The 16972-nt window shown below is 68.4% G+C and carries 20 protein-coding genes; 8 read left to right on the top strand and 12 right to left on the bottom strand.

Annotation, left to right across the window (positions count from 1 at the left end; all coding sequences use genetic code 11):
* Positions 1 to 112: 112 nt before the first annotated feature.
* Positions 113 to 1021, bottom strand: coding sequence for an AraC family transcriptional regulator (locus AC07WJ_RS36375; protein WP_494939628.1), 909 nt, complete (start codon positions 1019 to 1021; stop codon positions 113 to 115).
* 177 nt (positions 1022 to 1198) lie between these two features.
* Here AC07WJ_RS36375 and AC07WJ_RS36370 point away from each other — a divergent pair, with 177 nt between their 5' ends.
* Entirely contained in the window at positions 1199 to 1921 is a 723-nt protein-coding gene (locus AC07WJ_RS36370) for an SDR family oxidoreductase (RefSeq protein WP_494939627.1), read from the top strand.
* 145 nt (positions 1922 to 2066) lie between these two features.
* On the opposite strand, the gene AC07WJ_RS36365 is transcribed toward AC07WJ_RS36370, so the two are convergent.
* Both AC07WJ_RS36365 and AC07WJ_RS36360 read right to left on the bottom strand, forming a co-directional pair.
* On the bottom strand, positions 2067 to 2726 hold the full coding sequence (locus AC07WJ_RS36365; protein ID WP_494939626.1) for an SdpI family protein: 660 nt from the start codon (positions 2724 to 2726) through the stop codon (positions 2067 to 2069).
* Positions 2723 to 2992 carry a metalloregulator ArsR/SmtB family transcription factor gene (locus AC07WJ_RS36360; protein WP_494939625.1) on the bottom strand — a complete coding sequence of 90 codons (270 nt, stop codon included), beginning with the start codon at positions 2990 to 2992 and terminating at the stop codon, positions 2723 to 2725. Before AC07WJ_RS36360 ends, AC07WJ_RS36365 begins: the two co-directional genes overlap by 4 nt.
* A gap of 200 nt (positions 2993 to 3192) precedes the next feature.
* Between AC07WJ_RS36360 and AC07WJ_RS36355 the strand changes: the two genes are divergently transcribed.
* The 4 genes from AC07WJ_RS36355 (at position 3193) to AC07WJ_RS36340 (ending at position 5594) form a co-directional block, all read left to right on the top strand.
* Positions 3193 to 3516, top strand: a complete 324-nt coding sequence (locus AC07WJ_RS36355; protein WP_494939624.1) for a DUF1330 domain-containing protein — start codon at positions 3193 to 3195, stop codon at positions 3514 to 3516.
* 110 nt (positions 3517 to 3626) lie between these two features.
* Entirely contained in the window at positions 3627 to 4937 is a 1311-nt protein-coding gene (locus tag AC07WJ_RS36350) for an SLC13 family permease (protein WP_494939623.1), read from the top strand.
* Between the two features lie 79 nt (positions 4938 to 5016).
* Entirely contained in the window at positions 5017 to 5325 is a 309-nt protein-coding gene (locus tag AC07WJ_RS36345; RefSeq protein WP_494939622.1) for a hypothetical protein, read from the top strand.
* Positions 5322 to 5594: a hypothetical protein gene (locus tag AC07WJ_RS36340; RefSeq protein WP_494939621.1), complete on the top strand. Its 273-nt coding sequence runs from the start codon at positions 5322 to 5324 to the stop codon at positions 5592 to 5594. The genes AC07WJ_RS36345 and AC07WJ_RS36340 overlap by 4 nt, the downstream gene beginning before the upstream one ends.
* Before the next feature lie 15 nt (positions 5595 to 5609).
* Here AC07WJ_RS36340 and AC07WJ_RS36335 read toward each other — a convergent pair whose 3' ends face one another.
* Positions 5610 to 6236, bottom strand: coding sequence for a DedA family protein (locus AC07WJ_RS36335; protein WP_494939620.1), 627 nt, complete (start codon positions 6234 to 6236; stop codon positions 5610 to 5612).
* 206 nt (positions 6237 to 6442) lie between these two features.
* The gene (locus AC07WJ_RS36330) at positions 6443 to 6820 is read right to left on the bottom strand and encodes a nuclear transport factor 2 family protein (protein ID WP_494939619.1); all 378 of its coding nucleotides are present in this window, start codon (positions 6818 to 6820) and stop codon (positions 6443 to 6445) included.
* Between the two features lie 130 nt (positions 6821 to 6950).
* On the opposite strand from AC07WJ_RS36330, the gene AC07WJ_RS36325 reads away from it, so the two are divergent.
* On the top strand, positions 6951 to 7625 hold the full coding sequence (locus AC07WJ_RS36325) for a DUF4304 domain-containing protein (RefSeq protein WP_494939618.1): 675 nt from the start codon (positions 6951 to 6953) through the stop codon (positions 7623 to 7625).
* Positions 7626 to 7677: 52 nt separating this feature from the next.
* Here the strand turns inward: AC07WJ_RS36325 and AC07WJ_RS36320 are convergent, their stop codons facing one another.
* Positions 7678 to 8163, bottom strand: a complete 486-nt coding sequence (locus AC07WJ_RS36320) for a DUF2867 domain-containing protein (RefSeq protein WP_494939617.1) — start codon at positions 8161 to 8163, stop codon at positions 7678 to 7680.
* A 196-nt stretch (positions 8164 to 8359) separates the two neighbouring features.
* Between AC07WJ_RS36320 and AC07WJ_RS36315 the strand changes: the two genes are divergently transcribed.
* Both AC07WJ_RS36315 and AC07WJ_RS36310 read left to right on the top strand, forming a co-directional pair.
* Positions 8360 to 9187 carry an LssY C-terminal domain-containing protein gene (locus tag AC07WJ_RS36315; RefSeq protein ID WP_494939616.1) on the top strand — a complete coding sequence of 276 codons (828 nt, stop codon included), beginning with the start codon at positions 8360 to 8362 and terminating at the stop codon, positions 9185 to 9187.
* 104 nt (positions 9188 to 9291) lie between these two features.
* The gene (locus tag AC07WJ_RS36310) at positions 9292 to 10041 is read left to right on the top strand and encodes a hypothetical protein (protein WP_494939615.1); all 750 of its coding nucleotides are present in this window, start codon (positions 9292 to 9294) and stop codon (positions 10039 to 10041) included.
* 82 nt (positions 10042 to 10123) lie between these two features.
* Here AC07WJ_RS36310 and AC07WJ_RS36305 read toward each other — a convergent pair whose 3' ends face one another.
* From AC07WJ_RS36305 to AC07WJ_RS36280, 6 genes are all read right to left on the bottom strand, one after another.
* Positions 10124 to 11068 (bottom strand): LysR family transcriptional regulator, encoded by a 945-nt coding sequence (locus AC07WJ_RS36305; protein ID WP_494939614.1) that lies wholly within the window; start codon positions 11066 to 11068, stop codon positions 10124 to 10126.
* Positions 11069 to 11557: 489 nt separating this feature from the next.
* Positions 11558 to 12814 carry an NAD(P)/FAD-dependent oxidoreductase gene (locus AC07WJ_RS36300; RefSeq protein WP_494939613.1) on the bottom strand — a complete coding sequence of 419 codons (1257 nt, stop codon included), beginning with the start codon at positions 12812 to 12814 and terminating at the stop codon, positions 11558 to 11560.
* A gap of 40 nt (positions 12815 to 12854) precedes the next feature.
* Positions 12855 to 13985, bottom strand: coding sequence for an enolase C-terminal domain-like protein (locus tag AC07WJ_RS36295; RefSeq protein ID WP_494939612.1), 1131 nt, complete (start codon positions 13983 to 13985; stop codon positions 12855 to 12857).
* Between the two features lie 52 nt (positions 13986 to 14037).
* Positions 14038 to 14844, bottom strand: coding sequence for an amino acid ABC transporter ATP-binding protein (locus AC07WJ_RS36290; RefSeq protein WP_494939611.1), 807 nt, complete (start codon positions 14842 to 14844; stop codon positions 14038 to 14040).
* 8 nt (positions 14845 to 14852) lie between these two features.
* Positions 14853 to 15515: an amino acid ABC transporter permease gene (locus tag AC07WJ_RS36285; protein ID WP_494939610.1), complete on the bottom strand. Its 663-nt coding sequence runs from the start codon at positions 15513 to 15515 to the stop codon at positions 14853 to 14855.
* Between the two features lie 104 nt (positions 15516 to 15619).
* On the bottom strand, positions 15620 to 16465 hold the full coding sequence (locus tag AC07WJ_RS36280) for a transporter substrate-binding domain-containing protein (protein ID WP_494939631.1): 846 nt from the start codon (positions 16463 to 16465) through the stop codon (positions 15620 to 15622).
* Between the last annotated feature and the right edge of the window lie 507 nt (positions 16466 to 16972).

The raw sequence follows: 16972 nt of genomic DNA, 5'->3' as shown, positions 1-16972 counted from the left end.
CGCAATGGCCAGCCCCGCCGCACACCCGAGTCAATCCGCCGCACTTCCTCTCCAGAGATATGTGCATGCCGTAGACGTCTTCGTGGGAGAGGGTTTGCGCGCCACTCACCCCCTATAACGACTGTTCCAGTGCGCCCCGGTCGATGGCGGCGCCGCGCAGCCGGGCCGCGTCGCGGGCGGGCGGCGCGCCGAACAGCCGGCGATATTCGCGGTTGAACTGCGACGGGCTCTCGTAACCCACGGCGAAGCCGATGCTGGCGGCGTCCGCTTCATCCGCCAGCACACGCAGGCGCGCCTCCTGCAGCCGGATCCGCTTCTGGAACTGCAGCGGGCTCATTGCCGTCACCGCCTTGAAATGGCGATGCAGCGAGGACGGGCTCATCCGCGCGATCTCGGCCAGGACCTCGATCCGGAGCGGCCGATCATAGTGCTGCTTGATCCAGCCGATGGCGCGGCGGACCTGCGACAGCCGGCTGTCGGCGAGTGCGATCTGGCGCAGCGTGGCGCCCTGCTCGCCGCGCATCAGGCGATAGAGGATCTCCCGCTCGATCAGCGGTGCCAGCATGGCGATGTCGCAGGGCCGATCGATCAGGCGCACCAGCCGCAGCACGGGGTCGATCAGTTCGGCGGTGACCGGACTGACCGTGAGACCCGGGCCCGCGACCGCATCGACGGTTTGCTCGGGCATGTCGATCAGCATGGCCGCGAGCATGGCGGGATCGAGCCTGAGCGCCACGGCGAGATAGGGCGTCGCCTCGCTCGCCTCGGCGATCTCGCCCGATGCCGGCAGGTCGACCGAGGCAATGAGATATTTGGCGGCGTCATAATCGAACAACCGGCTGCCGAAGGTGACGCGTTTGCGCCCCTGCACGACAAAACAGACCAGCGGCTCGTAGAGCCCCTGGGCCGGCGGCGTCGTGACATCGGAACGCATCAGCGACAGGCGCGGAATGATCGTCTGGCTGCGCCCGGCCAGGCAATGGCGCGCCACCAGCGCGCGCAGTTCATGCAAGGGTTCCATCGGATCTCCCAAAGGCGGCGGCCGCGCCTGGCGCGCAAGGCCGCCGCTCCCGCAGATCGGTGCTTTGCGAGGATTGTGCAAGAACCCGCCAGCATTCGGCTCACGCCTTGCGCGCCCACTCTGGCATTGCCTCCGCCCGGCATCGCGCCGTCGAAGCCGGGCATCAGGGGGCAGACCATGGCAAATACCATCAAGACCGCGCTGGTCACCGGCGCCAACAAGGGCATCGGCCGCGCGATCGCCGGACAGCTGGCGGGCCTCGGCTACCGCGTCTGGCTCGGCTGCCGCGACATCGAGCGCGCCGAAGCCGCCGCTCGCGAGATGCGCCAGACCATCGGCGACGTCCGCGTCCTGCGGCTCGACGTCGCCGACGGCGACAGCGTGATGCGCGCGGCCGCGGCGCTCGCCGGCGAAACCCGCCGGCTCGACGTGCTGGTCAATAATGCCGGCATCGCGCTCGACAGCCGGCTGCCACCGAGCGCGGTCGACATGGCGCTGCTGAAATCGACCTACGAGGTCAATGTGTTCGGGCCGGTGCGCGTCACCCAGGCCTTCCTGCCGCTGCTGCGCGCCGCGCCCGCGGCCCGCATCGTGATGATGAGCAGCGGCGCGGGTGCGCTCGCCAAGCTGTCCGACCCGTCCTACGCCACCAATCTGCTCGCCTATAGCTCATCCAAGACGGCATTGAACGCGGTCACCCTGGCTTTCGCCAAGGAGTTCCGCAACACGCCGATCAAGATCAATGCCGCCAATCCCGGCCATGTCGCGACCGACCTCAACGGCCATGCCGGCCCGCTGAGCGCCGCCGAGGGTGCGGCCGTCGCAATCCGGCTGGCGACGCTCGGCGCCGACGGCCCGAGCGGCGGCTTCTTCAACGCCGCCGGGCCGGAGCCGTGGTGAGTGGAATGTGCGAGATCAGGTCGATCCCGTTCGGCCTGACCACGACTTGTTTCGGCCGAAGACATGCGCGGTTCCGCTGACCATGAAGGGCCGGCCCTCTTCAAGCCCTCACCCGCGAGCGGGCGAGGGTTTGCGGCTCGTCGCATCATGCCCCATTCGCCGGCCGGCGTCCGCCGAGGCTGCCGCGAACGGTGCCTGCAATGGCCGGCACGAGAACCGCCGCGACCAAGGCCAGCGCCAGCCATCGCGGGTCACGGACGATCAGCCCGCACAGCACGAGGCCGACGCCGCCGAGCATCATCAGGATGCCGGTCAGCCGCTGCGTGGCTCGCCAATGGGCCGGGTCTGCGCTCATCCAGGGCAGGCGCAGGCCAGCCAGCCGGTTGGGCTGGGTCTTCGGCAGCACATTGCCCAGCAGGATCAGCATGACGCCAATGCCCAGGCTGATGATGCGCACCATCAGGTCGGGATAGCCGATCCCGATCAGCACGATTCCGGCCTGGATCGCCATGGCGAGCCCCGAGACGGCCGGCACGGCGATGGCCAGGACATGCTTGCCGGCAGCCAGTTGTTCAGGTGGCGCGAAACGGCCGGCGATGCCGAAGATCGCCGCGTTGACAATGACCATGGCGGGCGCGACGGCCAGCGCCGCGCTACGCGGCCAGAACGCGTCGGGCTGGCCGTTCAGTCCCCAATGCACCGGCAGGGCGGCGTCCGCCGGCACCAGGACATGGCCGGCGAGCGTCACCAGCGCCAGCGCGGCCCAGAGCGCGAGGTTGAGGCGCGAGAACAGCATTCGGCTCATTGATCCTGATCCTTCAGGCTGAGAAGCCCGGCCAGGGCCTCTTCGAGAATGGAGGCGCTGAGGTGATAGATCAGGCTGGTCCCCTGCCGCTCCACGACGACGAGTTCCGCCTGTTTCAGCTTGTTGAAATGAACCGACAATGTCGGCTTGCTCAGCTCGAAGTGACCGGCGAGGTCGCCGGCGCTCATCGGGCCGGCCTTCAGCAAGGCCAGCACCTTGCGTCTCACCGGATGCGACAAGGCTTCGAAAACTGCGTTGATACCCATGGATCTCCGGTTGGCGCTGGTGAGATCCATATTTAGCAATTTCTCTAATTAGAGTCACGACGAAATTTTCGAGACGGCTCGACCGATCCCGGCATGGCCCTTCCATGACCTCGGACGTCATCGACCCCGTTCCCTCGAACCGCGATGGTGCACCCACGAACCGGCCGCCCCGGCCCGGTCATCGTCCGAGGAAGACCAACATGTCCGCCTATGCCATCGCCCGCCTGCGCAATGTCCGGATGGGTGCAGAGATCGTCGAATATCTCCAGCGCATCGATGCGACGCTGGCGCCGTTCGGCGGCCGGTTCATCATCCATGGCGGCAAGGTCGAACTGCTCGAAGGCAACTGGTCCGGCGATCTCATCGTCATCGCCTTCCCCGATAGACCGAGCGCTCAGGGCTGGTATCGTTCGCCGGCCTATCAGGACATCCTGGCGCTGCGCACCGGCAACTCCGAAGGCGACACCATCCTGATCGACGGCGTCTCAGAGGACCACCGGGCGACCGACGTCCTGGCCGGCTGACGCCCCGGCGCCTGGCTCGACGAAATATCGAGGCAGCCTCGCGCAATTCCGTATTCTCTTTGCCGCCCCCCTCCGGCAACCTCGCCACGCGGCCTGTCGGGGGACATATCTTGGGTGCATTTTCATTGACCGGCGGCCTGCTGCTGCCGGCGCTGGTGACGGCCGTGGCGATCCTGCTGTGGGCGGCCGCCCTGCTGCCGGAATTCCTCACCGCGCTCCTGTTCTTCACCGCCGCCATGGTGCTGCATCTGGCGCCGGCCGATACTGTGTTCTCCGGCTTCCAGTCGCCGGCCTTCTGGCTGGTGCTGAGCGGTTTCGTGCTGGGCGTCGCCATTCGCAAGGTGGGATTAGCCGAACGCTGCGCCCGCCTGCTCGCCGCCCGCCTCACCGGCACCTGGTGGCGCATGGTGGCCGGCGTCGTCGCCATGACCTATGGCCTCGCCTTCGTCATGCCTTCCAACATGGGCCGCATCGCGCTGCTGATGCCGATCGTCATGGCGCTCGCCGACCAGGCCGGCCTCGGCAAGACCAGCCGTGGCCGCATGGGCCTGGCGCTTGCCGTCGGCTTCGGCACGTTCCAGCTCTCGGCCAGCATCCTGCCGGCCAATGTGCCGAACCTGGTGATGTCGGGCGCCGCCGAGACCGCCTTCGGCGTTCATTTCGGCTACCTGCCTTATCTCCTGCTGCACGCGCCGCTGCTCGGCCTGGCCAAGGGCGCGGCGCTGGCCGGCCTGATCGCGCTGATGTTTCCGGCCACGCCCGCGCCTGCCGCTGCCGCACCGCCCGCCGCGCCGCTCAGTCCCGCCGAACGCCGGCTCGGCCTGCTGCTCGCCGTCACGCTGGTGCTGTGGGCGACCGATTCCCTGCACGGCATCCAGCCGGCCTGGGTCGGGCTCGCCGCCGCCTGCTTCTGCCTGCTGCCGCGCGTCGGTTTCGTCACCGGCGACGAATTCGCCAGCGGCGTCAATATTCGCACCTGCATCTATGTCGCAGCGATCCTGGGATTGGCCGCCGTGGTGACCCAGACCGGGCTCGGCGACACGCTCGGCCGCGCGGTCATCGCCTGGCTGCCGCTCGATCCGGCCCGGCCGGCGCAAAGCTTCGCCTCGCTGGTCGGGCTCACCACGCTGATGAATTTCGTGGTTACCGCCAATGGCGTGCCGGCCCTGTTCACGCCGCTGGCGCGCATGCTGGCGGATGCCACCGGCCTGCCGCTCTCGACCGTGCTGATGACCCAGGTGATCGGTTACGCGACGCCGCTGATGCCCTATCAGGCCGCCCCTATCGTGGTCGCCATGGCCATGGCCGACGTGCCGGCACGCGAGGGCCTGAAGCTCTGCCTGGCGCTCGCCGCCGTCACCTTCCTGGTCCTGCTGCCGCTCGACTATGGCTGGTTCCGGCTCACCGGCTGGCTCGGCTAGCGGCGCCCGCCCGGCGCGGCGGGGAACGATCGGCCTGCCGCTGCGTTGCCCTGCTGCATCGACAGCCGGAGGATAACGCATGATCGATCGTCGCGGCCTGGTCTTCGGGATCCTCGCAGCCGCCGTGGCGGGCCCGGCATTCGCGCAGGTGCCGCCCGCCCAGCGCGACGGCGGCCATGGCGGCGCCAGTTCGGCCGGTGGCGCCATGGGCGGCGGCATGAGCCGCGACGACGAGATCGCGCAAGGCGTCGAGGCCGGCGCCGACGGGCCGACCCGGCCGAGGCGATCCAGCCGGTCAGGCGCCGCCGAACGGCCGAGACGCCCTGCCCGGCGCAACCAACGCCGCAACCGGCAGAGCCGCCCGATGCGTGAGCGCCGCCCATCATGAGCCGCGGCAAACCGGCCAACCCGTTCGGGTCATGGTTCAACCTGGCGATGCTCGCCGTCGAGTCGCAACAGGTCATCGGCCTGCGCATGGTCAGGCTTGCTTTCGGCGGCCCTCGCGCCGATGTCGAATCGCGCCGGATGGTGAGCGAGAAAGTCGCGGCGGCGACCGAGGCCGCCGGGCGGTTGATGCTGGGCGCCTCGCCCGACAGCATCGTCCGAGGCTACCGCACCAAGGTGCGGGCCAATGCGCGACGGCTGCGAAAAGGCTGAGCCGCGACGCGCTGGTCAGGCGCCGCGCCGCCGCAGCCGGTGCCACAACACGAAGCCGATCCCGAGCACGCCGAGCCCGACAATGATGACGTCGGCCTGGTGGAAGATCGCCTTGACCGTCGGATTTGTGTTCCATTCGGCGCCGAGCCGGGCGCCGACATAACCGAGCGCGTAGCACCAGATCCACGAGCCGACGAACGTATAGATCTGGAAGCGCCAGACATTCATCCGGGCGATGCCGGCAGGCAGCGCGATGAAGGTGCGCACGACCGGCAGCAGGCGGCAGACGAAGACGGTGACCGAGCCGTAGCGGGCAAAAAAGCGCTCGGCCATGTCGATATCGGCCGAGGACAGCAGGACATAGCGGCCCCAGCGCTCCACCGCCGGCCGGCCGCCGCGCGCGCCGACCGCATAAGCGACCGTCGAGCCCAGATTGCATCCGATGGCGCCGGCAGTGGCGATGCCGAACAGCGTCAGTTCACCCGTCGAGACGAGATAGCCGGCAAACGGCATGATGATCTCGGACGGCAAGGGAATGCAGGCCGACTCGATCGCCATCAGCAGCGCGACACCGGCATAACCCATGGCGGAAATGGCCGCGACGGTGCCCTTGGCGAGGAATTCGATGATCTGATTCAGCATGAACGGGGACGTCTCTCGAGCAAGGGCGACGGGCCATCGGGGACGGCGCGCATGCGGGCCCGGCCGGCAAAGGCGACGCCCCGGCTGACGACCGGCACGCGGGCGCGCTGAAAAAGCCCGCCTTCGGCCCTCAGGTCAAGAGCGCGGCGATGTGAGCATCGCGCCGCGCCCGTGCCACGGCGGTCCGCCGCCGGCCCGGACGCCGGTCACGCCGGCCGGTCGAGCACCGGCGCGCCCATCTTGAACCAGGCCTTGGCGATCCGGCCGCCTTCGACCTCGTAGATCGCGATAACCTCGACCTGGCCCCGGCCTTCGGGGAAATTGCGGGTGACGACCTCGCGGTCGACCACCATGGTGCCGAGAGACATGCGGCTCATCAGCCGGCCGAACAGATCCGGCTCCTGGAAGCGGGTGACATGGCGCGCGCGGATGTCGGCGGCACCTTCGGCCAGCAAGGTCGCGGGATGAGCAAAGAGCTGGGCGTCGTCATGCCAGCACGCCATGAAGGCCTCGATATCACCAGCATTATAGGCATCGAGCTGGCGGGCGACGACGGTTTCGGCATCGGGCGTGGCGGCGGGCATGGCCAGTCCTGGTTCGAGCGGGACTGCACCATAAGCGAGACGATACCGCCCGCAACACCGCCGCGGCCATCATGCGGACATCCGGTTCCGGCATAAGGGCGGGCGCGGAACCGCCGCCGGTCGAGAGCCCATGCCGAGATCCCCTTTTGCCGACGCGCTGGACACGGTGCAGGCGACGCTCGCCAGCCTGTTGAAGCCCGTCGGGTTTTCAAGGCATGGCCGCAGCTTCAACCGCCGGGCGGAGGACGGCCTCGTCCAGGTCGTCAACCTGGAGACCGGCCGGCCGGCGCTCGGCACGGTTCCACCTCTGCCGGCCGATCTCGGCCATCTCGCCCGCGACCTCTCCGGCCGCTTCACGGTCAATCTCGGCATCCATGTCCGCGAGATCTGGGACAATGACAATCCGGTGCCGCCCGGCGCCGTCATTCAGGATCAGCATTGCCAGATCCGGACGCGGCTCGCCGAGCTTTATCGCCTGCCCGACGCCTGGTGGTCGCTCGACCGGCCGACGCATCCGCTGGCCCTCGACATCGGCCGGCGGATGAGCGCCATGGGCCTGCCCTTCCTCGACCGCTTCGGCACGCGCGCCGCGATCATCCGCGGCTGGGTGGCGTTCAACGACGACGAACTGCTGCTGTCGAGCCGGGCCCGGGTCGACGTCGCCTTGCTGCTCGCAGCGCGCGGCGAGCAGCAAGGCGCGATCCGGCTGCTCGCCGAACAGGCGAAGGCGACACCGCTCAGGGGCCACGCCGACTATGTCCGCGCGCTCGCCCGCAGCCTCGGGCTCGACGAATTGCCGGGGTGAGGGGTGGGATACGGGGTTGCGCTTCTTCCGAAGAACGCCGTCCCCCGGTCCCCTACCGCCTGGCCGGCTGGGCGGCCTGCGCCACCATGGTCCGCACGATCACCCGGTGGAACGGCAAGATCGCCGCGAGATAGGCCCGGCCGAGCAGGTTGTGGGTGAGCACCAGGGTGGTCGCGGTGACGCGCCGGCGGCCGGCGGCTTCGGACACGTCGACGATCACCCGGAAATCCAGGTGCTTGTCGTCGAAGCCGGCGACCAGCCGCTCCGGCGTCTGGCTGAGCACCGGGAAGATGCCGATCATGCCGGAGGCATCGGCCGGCGGCGGGGCGGCCGTCTTGAGCCCGAACGGCGCGACGGCCAGATTGCGCAGGGCCAACAGGCCGGTGACCCAGCGCGGCGAGCGCGTGAACATCCGCTCGGCGGCGGTGCGCGCGTCGATCGCGGCATCGTCGACAAGCGTGCTGAAGGCATCGGCGAATTGCGCACCGGCCAGGAACCGTGTGGTGTCGATGGCGGGCTGCACGGCCTGGACCGTCATGATTGAGACCCTCTCGAGCGGCGGCGCATGTTGCACCGCAAGAGTAGCAGGCCGTGCCCGTTCGGGCCAAGGCGCAGCAATGTCGCAAGGGATTCGGCAACCGCCGAGACGGCATCTTGGCCACCAGGCGCCGGCCCGCTAGACTCGGCGCGGGCCGGACGGCGACATTGGCGCCGGAGCGGCGGGATGGCGAGTCATGCTGACAGTGCGTCGGGTCCTCAGGTTGCAATTCTGGGCCACCACGGTTGCCGTTCTCGCCCTGCTCTACGCGGTGCTCGCCTATCTCGCCTTGCCCGAGGTCTGGTCGCATTATGAGCACCAGCCGGGCCTTGCCGGCCGGCCGATGCTGACCACCACCCCCACGGGCATTCCCGGCGACCCGATCAATGTCGGGCTGGTCGGCACGCGCGGCGAGCTGGTCCAGGCCCTGGTCACGGCCGGCTGGACGCCGGCCGACGCCATCACCTTGCGCTCGAGCCTCGGCATCGGCCTCAGCGTGCTATTCGCCCGGCCCTATCCGCAAGCTCCCGTCAGCACCCTGATGTTCGACGGCCGGAGGCAGGATCTCGCCTTCGAGAAACCCGAGGGCGGCAGCGCCGACCGCCGTCACCATGTGCGCTTCTGGCAGGCGCTGGACCGGGGCACCGAGGGCCGGCCGGTCTGGCTCGGCGCCGCCAGCTTCGACCGCGGCGTCGGCTTTAGCCATTTCACCGGCCAGGTGACCCATCACATCGCGCCCGACATCGATGCCGAACGCGATTTCGTCATCGCCGGGCTGACCGCGGCCGGCATGCTCGACGCGACCTACCAGGTCTCCGGCATCGGGCCGACGCTTGCCGGTATCAATGGCGGCGGCGACCGCTATTTCACCGATGGCGAGGTGACCATCGGCGTGCTGAGCCTCAATGCCGCGAAGGTGGCGGAGGCCCCGCGGGAACTCGCCAATCCGCCGGCGGTGGAGGTAAAGCAGGGCGCCTGGCAGGCGGTGGCGCGGCTGTTCAGGTGGTTCTCCGGCGGACGCTAGTGCGAGGGCGATGCCGTGGCCAAGACAACTGACAGCAAGCCGGTGCAATGACGCTATCCCCGCCGCCATGGTATCCCTCGCCTGTGAATCCAGAGATATCAGTCATGCCCCGGCTCATTCAGGCCCTGCTCATTGCCCTGTCGGCCCTGGTCCTGCCCACCGCCACCCAGGCCCACAGCCCCTATTTCACGGAGAGCGTGGAGATCACGCTGCCCGACGGCCGGACCGGCCAGTTGCGCGTGCTGAAGGGCGACGGGATCCTCGGCGCCGACCCAGCCCGCGCGGTCATCCTCGATGCCGAGGGACGCTCGCTCGCGCGCACGCCGAGAACCACCGTGATCCAGCTCGCCTGCGATGCTGCCCGGCGCTGCATCGCGGTCGATCCCGGCAGTTGGACGACCTATGAAATCGACCCCGCGTCATTCCGGGTCGGCGAGGTGATCCGGCCTCGGGAGGACGCGATCTGGGCTCTGGAACATGGACCGGAGACCTGGGGATTCCGCGCCAGGCCGGCATCCCTGCCGGAGCTGATCCGGGCCGAGGTGACACAGGCCCGGGAGCTGGGCACGACGATGCTGCCTTTCGTCGCTATCGGCGCGTTCTTGGGTCTCGCCATGACGATCGGCAACCGGGTACCCGCCTCAAACCGCCCCGGCCGGCGCGTCGCCTTCGTCATCTGGACCATCCTGCGCCTGCTGATATTCATCGCCGCGGCCGGCATCAGCCTGCTCCACGCCTCCATGATCGGCATCACCACCTTGCTCTGGCTCGCGCTGATGGCGTTCGGCGCGGTCATTGCGGCGGCGCCGATCATCGCGCTCTTGCGATGGCGCGACGGCAGGGCCGCAACATAGATCGAAACGCCCGCGCGAACCGGCCGCGCCGGCCGGCGGCAGCGTCACCCGGGCGAATTTCGCCCTGAGCTGGTGGGCCCGATCACCGCGTCTCGTCCAAGGCCCCGTTCATCGCCCGCCGGGCCCGTGCCGAACTCGCCGCCTCCTCGACCAGCCATTTGACGAAGGCGGCGGGCAAGGGTTCGTGGCGCTTGTCGAGCGGCACCACGGCGTAATAGGCGCCGGTGCCCGGCAAGGGCCGGCCGAACAGCACCCGCAACTGGCCTTCGTTCAGCTCGCGCTCGACCAGGAAGGTCGGCACCAGGGCGACACCCATGCCGGCGGCCGCGGCCTCGAGCGTCGAGGCGAACTGGTCCATCAGCGGCCCGCGATAGGGGTGCGGGTGGGCGACGCCGGTCATGGCGAACCAGTGTTCCCAGAGGTTCGGCCGGGTCGCCATCTGCAGCAAGGTGGCGCCCAGGAGGTCGCCGGCCTCTGCGAGGCCGAGGCAGGCGACATAGGCCGGGCTCGCCACCGCCACCACCGCCTCGTCGCAGAGATAGGTCATCTCGGCATGGGGCCAGTTGGGCGCGCCGTAATGGATCGCGACATCGGCCGGCTTCTCGCTGAATTCGAAGGGCTTGGCCTCGGTGGTAATGTTGATGGTGACGCCGGCATGGCTCGCCTGAAACTTCGGCAGGCGCGGGATCAGCCAGCGCGAGGCAAAGGTCGGCAGCACGGCAAGGTTCAACATGTCGCCGGTACCGCTGGAGGCGATGACCGAATAGGTCGCGCCTTCGAACGAGGCCAGCACCTGACGCATCTCGCCGAGATAGGCCTGGCCCGGCTTGGTCAGCACGAGCCGGCCCTTGCTGCGGTCGAACAGCACGACGCCGAGCGTCTCCTCCAGCTTGCTCACCTGCTTGCTGACGGCGCTCTGGGTCAGCGCCAGCTCCTCCGCCGCCTTGGTGAAATTGCCGTGGCGGCCGGCGGCCTCGAAGGCTACCAGCTCCTGCATCGAAGGCATCAGCCGGCGCGACAGCAGCACGCGACACTCCCTGGGGCATTCCAGAATGGCATGGCGTCGGGCTTTAGCATTGTTTGCCGGTGGCGCCCAAGATCTTGGGGGGACCGTTCGAGCCCCGTTCCGGGCAGCCAGCCGCCGCTCGTCGTACCAGGGCTTGCCCCGAGGGACCTTGCACTTGAAGGCGGGGCAAGTCGTGGGTGGCCGGGACAAGCCCGGCCAAGACGCAGTGAGGACGATAGGCGCGCGACCAACGAAAGTGGTCCCTATCGCCTGGCAGATCGGACCGGTTCGTGCTGATTGGGTGCCCCCTATCCTCCTCACCGCCCCCTTTCGTCCTGGCCGGGCTTGTCCCGGCCATCCACGAATTCTCTTGGCCAGAGCGAAACCGAAGATGGCTTGTCCCGGCCAAGGCGACATGAGCCCTTCCTGCAACGCGTTCTCAAACGGACCTTCGGCGCCGCACGCCGCCGCATTCCAGAACGGAATGCGGCGGCCCATACCGCCACACTGTCAGAAACGCGTCGCGGCGAAGGGCTCGAGATCGATGGCGGGTTGGCGGCCGCCAACGAGATCGGCGGCGAGCCGCCCGCTGACCGGGCCCGCGGCCAGGCCGACATGGCCATGGCCGAAGGCATAGACGATGTCGGACGAGGCTGAGGCGAGACCCAGCACCGGCAGGCCGTCGGGGGTGGACGGCCGATGGCCCATCCAGCGTGCCACATCGGGCAAGGGACCTTTGTCGAGCGCGGGATAGGCCGACAGCGCGTGGCGCAGCAGGATGTCGGCGCGCCGCCAGTCGGGTGGCGCATCGACGCTGGCGAGTTCCACCTGGCCCGCCGCGCGCAGACCCTGGCGGGTCATGGTATTGCCCATCTTGCCGTCGCTCGGCATCACCGGGACGCGCGGCCCGGCTGCCGGATCGACAATGACGACGTGATAGCCGCGCTCGCTTTCCAGCGGCAGCCGGTCGCCGGCGGCGCGCGCCAGTGCCTTGGAGCGAATGCCGGCCGCCAGCACCGCGCGGTCGCAGGCGATCGGCCCGGCGCTGGTGGTGACCGCGCGCAGGCGGCCGGCGACGATGTCGAAACCCGTGGCCTCGGCTGCGATCAAGGTCGCGCCCTTGGCGACCGCATGCGCGACGATCGCGGCGACATAGCCGCCGGGATCGACGCAATGGCCGCCGTCCTCGACCAGCACGGCGAAGCGATAGTGCCGGCCAAGCGAAGGCTCGCGCTGGAACAGTTCCTCGGCGCCGATCTCGATCCAGCGCACGCCGTTGTCGCGCCTGAGCCGCCAGGCTAGCGCCTCGGCCTCGAAGGCCGCGCGATCCGGATAGACGTAGAGCAGCCCCTGGCGCTGCACCAGGTCCGGCGCGCCGATCTCGGCGGCGAGCGCGGCGTGGCGGGCGGGAGCATCATGGAGCAGCGACGACAGCCGGCGCGCGGTGGCCTCCACCTTGGGTACCGTCGCGCCGGCGCGCAGGAAGCGGATCAGCCAGGGCGCGAGCCTCGGCAGCATGCGCCAGCGAATGGTCAGCGGCCCGCCGGGATCGAGCAGATAGCCGGGAACCTTCTTCCACAGGCCCGGCATGGACATCGGGATGATCGAGGCCGGGCTCAGCCAGGCGCCATTGCCATAGCTCGCCGCCTGCGGCCCGCCGGGCGCGCCGGGCTCGATGATGGTGACACGATGGCCGTCCCTGAGAAGCTCGATGGCGGTTGAGGCACCGACAATGCCCGATCCGATGACGACGACATGCAGGGGCATCACGAGAACCGATCCGCAATGGATGACATGAGCCGAGGCATCAGGCGCGCTCCGCCAGGATCTTCGCGTTGGCGCGGATCGAGGCCTCGCTGACCTTGATGCCGAGGCCTGGGCCGTCGGGCACCACGACATGGCCGTCGCGGTTCGCCACGCGCTCCTCCAGCACGTCCTCGGTCAGCACGTGATGCGGCATGTAGAATTCGCAGCCGAGCGAGATGCCCGGTGTGGCGGCGATCAGCTGGGTGCCGGCGGCCAGCGCCACGCCGCCCTCCCACAGCGTGCCGCCGTAACCCGGCAGCCCTGCGGTGTCGGCGATCGCCATCAGGCCCTGGGCCTTCAGAAGGCCGCCGCATTTCATCAGCTTGACCGAGATGGCGTCGGCTGCCTGCAGGCGAAGGATATCCATCAGGTCGACGGCGTCGAAACAGCTCTCGTCGGCCAGGATCGGCGTGTCGAGCGCAGCGGCGAAGGAGGCCATGGCGTCGAGATGGCGGCGCGGCACCGGCTGCTCGATGAAGGTCGGCTGGAAGCGGTCGACGTCACGCAGGATCTTCATCGCGCCGAACGGCGCCAGCGCCTGGTTGTAGTCGAGCCGGAGATCGACGCCGTCGCCGAATTCGGAGCGGATCGCCTCGAGATGAGCGAGATCCTCGGCATGCGGCTTGACGCCGGTCTTGACCTTGAAGATGCGGTTGCCGGCCGGCACCATCTGGCGCATCCGGTCGAGATCGGCGGCGAAATCCGGATCGGCGATGGAAAAGGACAGCGGAATGGTGTCGCGCACCCGGCCGCCCAGGAGATCGGCGACCGACAGCCCGGTCGCCTTGCCGAGAATGTCGAACATCGCCATTTCCACGGCGACCTTGGCCTCGGCATGGCCGATCAAGGCCTTGTCCAGGCTTGCCATCAGGGCGCGGATGCGCTTCACCGGCTGGCCGAGGATCAACGGCCGCAGGTAGATGTCGAGCGCCGCGAAAGCCGCCTCGGCCGTACCGGTGAACACCTCCCAAGGCGCCGCCTCGCCCCAGCCGACCAGGCCGTCGCCGGTGGTCAGCTCGACCAGCACGCGCTTCACCGACCCCTTGACGTTGCCGACACCTTGCAGGCGCGCCATCTTGATCGGGCTTTCGATCAGGAACAGCCGCAGACGCTCGATCACCGCTTCAGTCACATCGTTCCTCATCGTCAGGTCGCGCAGGGCCACCGGCCAGACGGCAACAGGTTCAGCGCGGCGCCGCGGCGGTCTCGCCACCACGCTTGTGGAAATGGCTCAGGAAGGCCTGGGTCGAGGGCTCGCGCGGATTGTCGATCACCTCGCGTGCCGGCCCCTCCTCCACCACCTGGCCGTCACGCATGAACACCAGGTGATCGGCGACCTCGCGGGCAAAAGCGATCTCGTGGGTGACGATCACCATGGTCATGCCCTCCTTGGCGAGCGCCCGCATCACCGCGAGCACCTCGCCGACCAGCTCGGGATCGAGCGCCGAGGTCGCCTCGTCGAACAGCATGACCGCCGGCTCCATGGCCAGCGCACGGGCAATGGCGACCCGCTGCTTCTGCCCGCCTGACAGGCGGCTCGGATATTCGCTGGCCTTGTCGGCGAGGCCGACCTTGGCGAGCAGGCCGCGCGCCAGAGCTTCCGCCTCGGGTTTCGACTTGCGGCGCACGGTCAGCGGGCCCTCCATGACGTTCTGCAGCACCGTCATGTGGGGGAACAGGTTGAAGTGCTGGAACACCATGCCGGTATTGGCGCGAAAGCGCGCCAGCGCCCGGGTGCCCGGCAGCCGGGTGCCGGCGCCGAACCGGAACGTGTCGGCGCCCACCCTGACCGCACCGCCATCGGGCACGATCAGCAGGTTGATGCAGCGCAGCAGCGTCGACTTGCCGGAACCGGACGGCCCGATCAGCGCCACCACGCCGCCGGCCGGCACCTTGAAATTGATGTCCTTGAGCACGGTCAGGTCGCCGAACCGCTTCCGCAGCGCGGTGATCTCGATCATGTCCTGCGAAGTCACGTCTTGCGGACTCATGACGCCCCTCAATCGCTGGTCGCCAGCCGCTTCTCGCCCCATTGGACCAGCAGCGTCAACGGCAGCAGCACGACGAAATAGATCAGCGCGACCAGGGTGTAGATTTCCAGCGGCCGGTAGCTGTCATGGGCCGCCACCTGGCCCTGGTAAAGCAGGTCCGGCACCGCCAGCACCGAGACCAGCGAGGTGTTCTTGAACTGGATGATCGACTGGTTCATCAGCGGCGGGATCATACGTTTCAGCGCCTGCGGCAGGATGATCCGGCGCATGGTCTGGATCGGCGTCATGCCGAGCGCCATGCCCGCTTCGCTCTGGCCGCTGTCGATGGAGACGATGCCGCCGCGAATGATCTCGCCGTAGAACGACCCGCCATAGAGCGACAGCGCCAGGATCGAGGCGAGCGTCGCCGAGATCTCGATGCCGGTCAGGATCGGCAGCGCGTAATAGAACCAGACAAGCTGTACCAGCACGGGCGTGCAGCGGAACACCTCGCTGATACCTGTCGTCAGCCAGCGCAACGGCGCGAAACGCGAGAGCTTGGCGAGGCCGAAGATCATGCCGGCGACCAGGCCGAGCACGACGATGGCGATGGTGAAGGCCACCGTCAGGCCCAGGCCGTTGACGAACAGCCAGCGATAGGTCCACAGCGACCCGAAATCCCATTGATACATCGACATTTCCCTTGTGGTCTTGCCGTGTCCCGGAGACCGGAACGCAGGCGCCGTCCCCCGCCGCCGGAAAGACGACGGGAGAGCGGCGCGGCGGGCGCCTGGCCTCAGAGCGTGATGCCGGCGGGGAAGTCGGATTCGGAAATGCCGACCAGCTCCATGTTGGACATGATGACCGAGCGGATCAGTCCGAGTCCGCGATTGAACTCGAGCCAGGTGTTGACGTAGTCGCGCCAGGTCTTGTCGGCCTCGCGACGGAAGCCGGCATTGGAGGTGGTAGCGAAAACCGGGGTCGGCAGCAGGAACTGACCGATCGCCGGGTTCTTCTTCAGCACGGTCAGGGCCAGGATCAGCACCAGGCATTGCACGTCGGCGCGGCCGGTCTGCACCGCAATGGTCGCTTCGTCGGTCGTCTTGAAGCGCGAGATCTGCGCCTTGGGACAGAGGCGCGTCACAACCTGGTCATGCGACGAGCCGACATCCACGGCGATCTTCACGTCGGGGCTGTTCAGCTCGGCCCAGTTGCGCGGCGCGAAGCCCTTCTTGGTGACCATCGAAAAGGCGTTGCTGAACACCGGCACCGAGAAGTCGACGACCAGCGCGCGCTTCGGCGTCGGGTTCAGGCCGAAGAAGATGTCGAGCTTGTTCGACTGCAGGTCGAGCACCGAATTGCCCCAGGTGGTCTCGAGGATTTCCAGCTCGACCTCCAGCTCCTCGGCGAGCGCCTTGGACAGGTCGATATAGAAGCCGCGCCATTGGCCCGACGCGATGTCCTTGTGGTAATAGGGCGCGCCGCCGGCGATCGCGCCGATACGCAGCTTCTTGGTCCGGCGGATGCGGTCCAGGGCGGTTTCCGTGGCCGCCTGTGCCGCGGCCGTGCCGACACCAGCGGCCATCGAGGCGGCCAGCGCACCAATGCCGGCGGCGGCTGCAATGTTCCTGCGCGAGATCATGGTCATTCCCCTCTTTTATGTGGCCGGAGCCAGCGTCGGGCCTGGAGCATTCCTCGCTCTCCGGGCGTGAATTGTGAAGCGCTTGTTTTGCGTTATGTGGCGCGCAGCATTGCAGCAGGCGGGCGAGGATGTCGGGGGATCGGCGGGTGGGTGGGCTGGGCGATGGCTCAAGAGGTCGGGCCGGCGGCGGTTTCGGCACGAAAAGCACCGGCCAGCTAACCCTCTCCCCGAGGGAGAGGGTGGGTCCGTCAGGACCCGGGTGAGGGGCGTAAGCTCTTAGGATTGGTGCCGGCGCACGAGCAGGTTCCGCCCTCTCCGGAGATGGACGCCCCCTCACCCGGCGCCTGCCGGCGCCACCCACTCCCTCTGGGAGAGAGTTGTCTTGCCTGCGTTTTTTCGCTTTGGCGTCGGTCCGGAATACCCCGATGATCTTGCTGTTCCCGACGCTGTCCGCACCTGCCAAAACCGCCCGCTCGCGCAACCCCAATTCCGCATGCCGTTCGCATT

The sequence above is a fragment of the Phreatobacter sp. GW821-FHT04C01 genome, from assembly GCF_059420385.1.
This window is presented reverse-complemented; position numbering and strand designations above follow the sequence as displayed.

What these genes read in the sequence shown, in the direction of transcription:
- AC07WJ_RS36370 (WP_494939627.1), top strand. Translation starts at nt 1,199, where the DNA reads ATGGCAAATACCATCAAGACCGCGCTGGTCACCGGCGCCAACAAGGGC.
- AC07WJ_RS36280 (WP_494939631.1), bottom strand. Translation starts at nt 16,465, where the DNA reads ATGATCTCGCGCAGGAACATTGCAGCCGCCGCCGGCATTGGTGCGCTG.
- AC07WJ_RS36355 (WP_494939624.1), top strand. Translation starts at nt 3,193, where the DNA reads ATGTCCGCCTATGCCATCGCCCGCCTGCGCAATGTCCGGATGGGTGCA.
- AC07WJ_RS36285 (WP_494939610.1), bottom strand. Translation starts at nt 15,515, where the DNA reads ATGTATCAATGGGATTTCGGGTCGCTGTGGACCTATCGCTGGCTGTTC.
- AC07WJ_RS36325 (WP_494939618.1), top strand. Translation starts at nt 6,951, where the DNA reads ATGCCGAGATCCCCTTTTGCCGACGCGCTGGACACGGTGCAGGCGACG.
- AC07WJ_RS36290 (WP_494939611.1), bottom strand. Translation starts at nt 14,844, where the DNA reads ATGAGTCCGCAAGACGTGACTTCGCAGGACATGATCGAGATCACCGCG.
- AC07WJ_RS36310 (WP_494939615.1), top strand. Translation starts at nt 9,292, where the DNA reads ATGCCCCGGCTCATTCAGGCCCTGCTCATTGCCCTGTCGGCCCTGGTC.
- AC07WJ_RS36335 (WP_494939620.1), bottom strand. Translation starts at nt 6,236, where the DNA reads ATGCTGAATCAGATCATCGAATTCCTCGCCAAGGGCACCGTCGCGGCC.
- AC07WJ_RS36345 (WP_494939622.1), top strand. Translation starts at nt 5,017, where the DNA reads ATGATCGATCGTCGCGGCCTGGTCTTCGGGATCCTCGCAGCCGCCGTG.
- AC07WJ_RS36320 (WP_494939617.1), bottom strand. Translation starts at nt 8,163, where the DNA reads ATGACGGTCCAGGCCGTGCAGCCCGCCATCGACACCACACGGTTCCTG.
- AC07WJ_RS36340 (WP_494939621.1), top strand. Translation starts at nt 5,322, where the DNA reads ATGAGCCGCGGCAAACCGGCCAACCCGTTCGGGTCATGGTTCAACCTG.
- AC07WJ_RS36315 (WP_494939616.1), top strand. Translation starts at nt 8,360, where the DNA reads ATGCTGACAGTGCGTCGGGTCCTCAGGTTGCAATTCTGGGCCACCACG.
- AC07WJ_RS36360 (WP_494939625.1), bottom strand. Translation starts at nt 2,992, where the DNA reads ATGGGTATCAACGCAGTTTTCGAAGCCTTGTCGCATCCGGTGAGACGC.
- AC07WJ_RS36365 (WP_494939626.1), bottom strand. Translation starts at nt 2,726, where the DNA reads ATGAGCCGAATGCTGTTCTCGCGCCTCAACCTCGCGCTCTGGGCCGCG.
- AC07WJ_RS36330 (WP_494939619.1), bottom strand. Translation starts at nt 6,820, where the DNA reads ATGCCCGCCGCCACGCCCGATGCCGAAACCGTCGTCGCCCGCCAGCTC.
- AC07WJ_RS36375 (WP_494939628.1), bottom strand. Translation starts at nt 1,021, where the DNA reads ATGGAACCCTTGCATGAACTGCGCGCGCTGGTGGCGCGCCATTGCCTG.
- AC07WJ_RS36300 (WP_494939613.1), bottom strand. Translation starts at nt 12,814, where the DNA reads ATGCCCCTGCATGTCGTCGTCATCGGATCGGGCATTGTCGGTGCCTCA.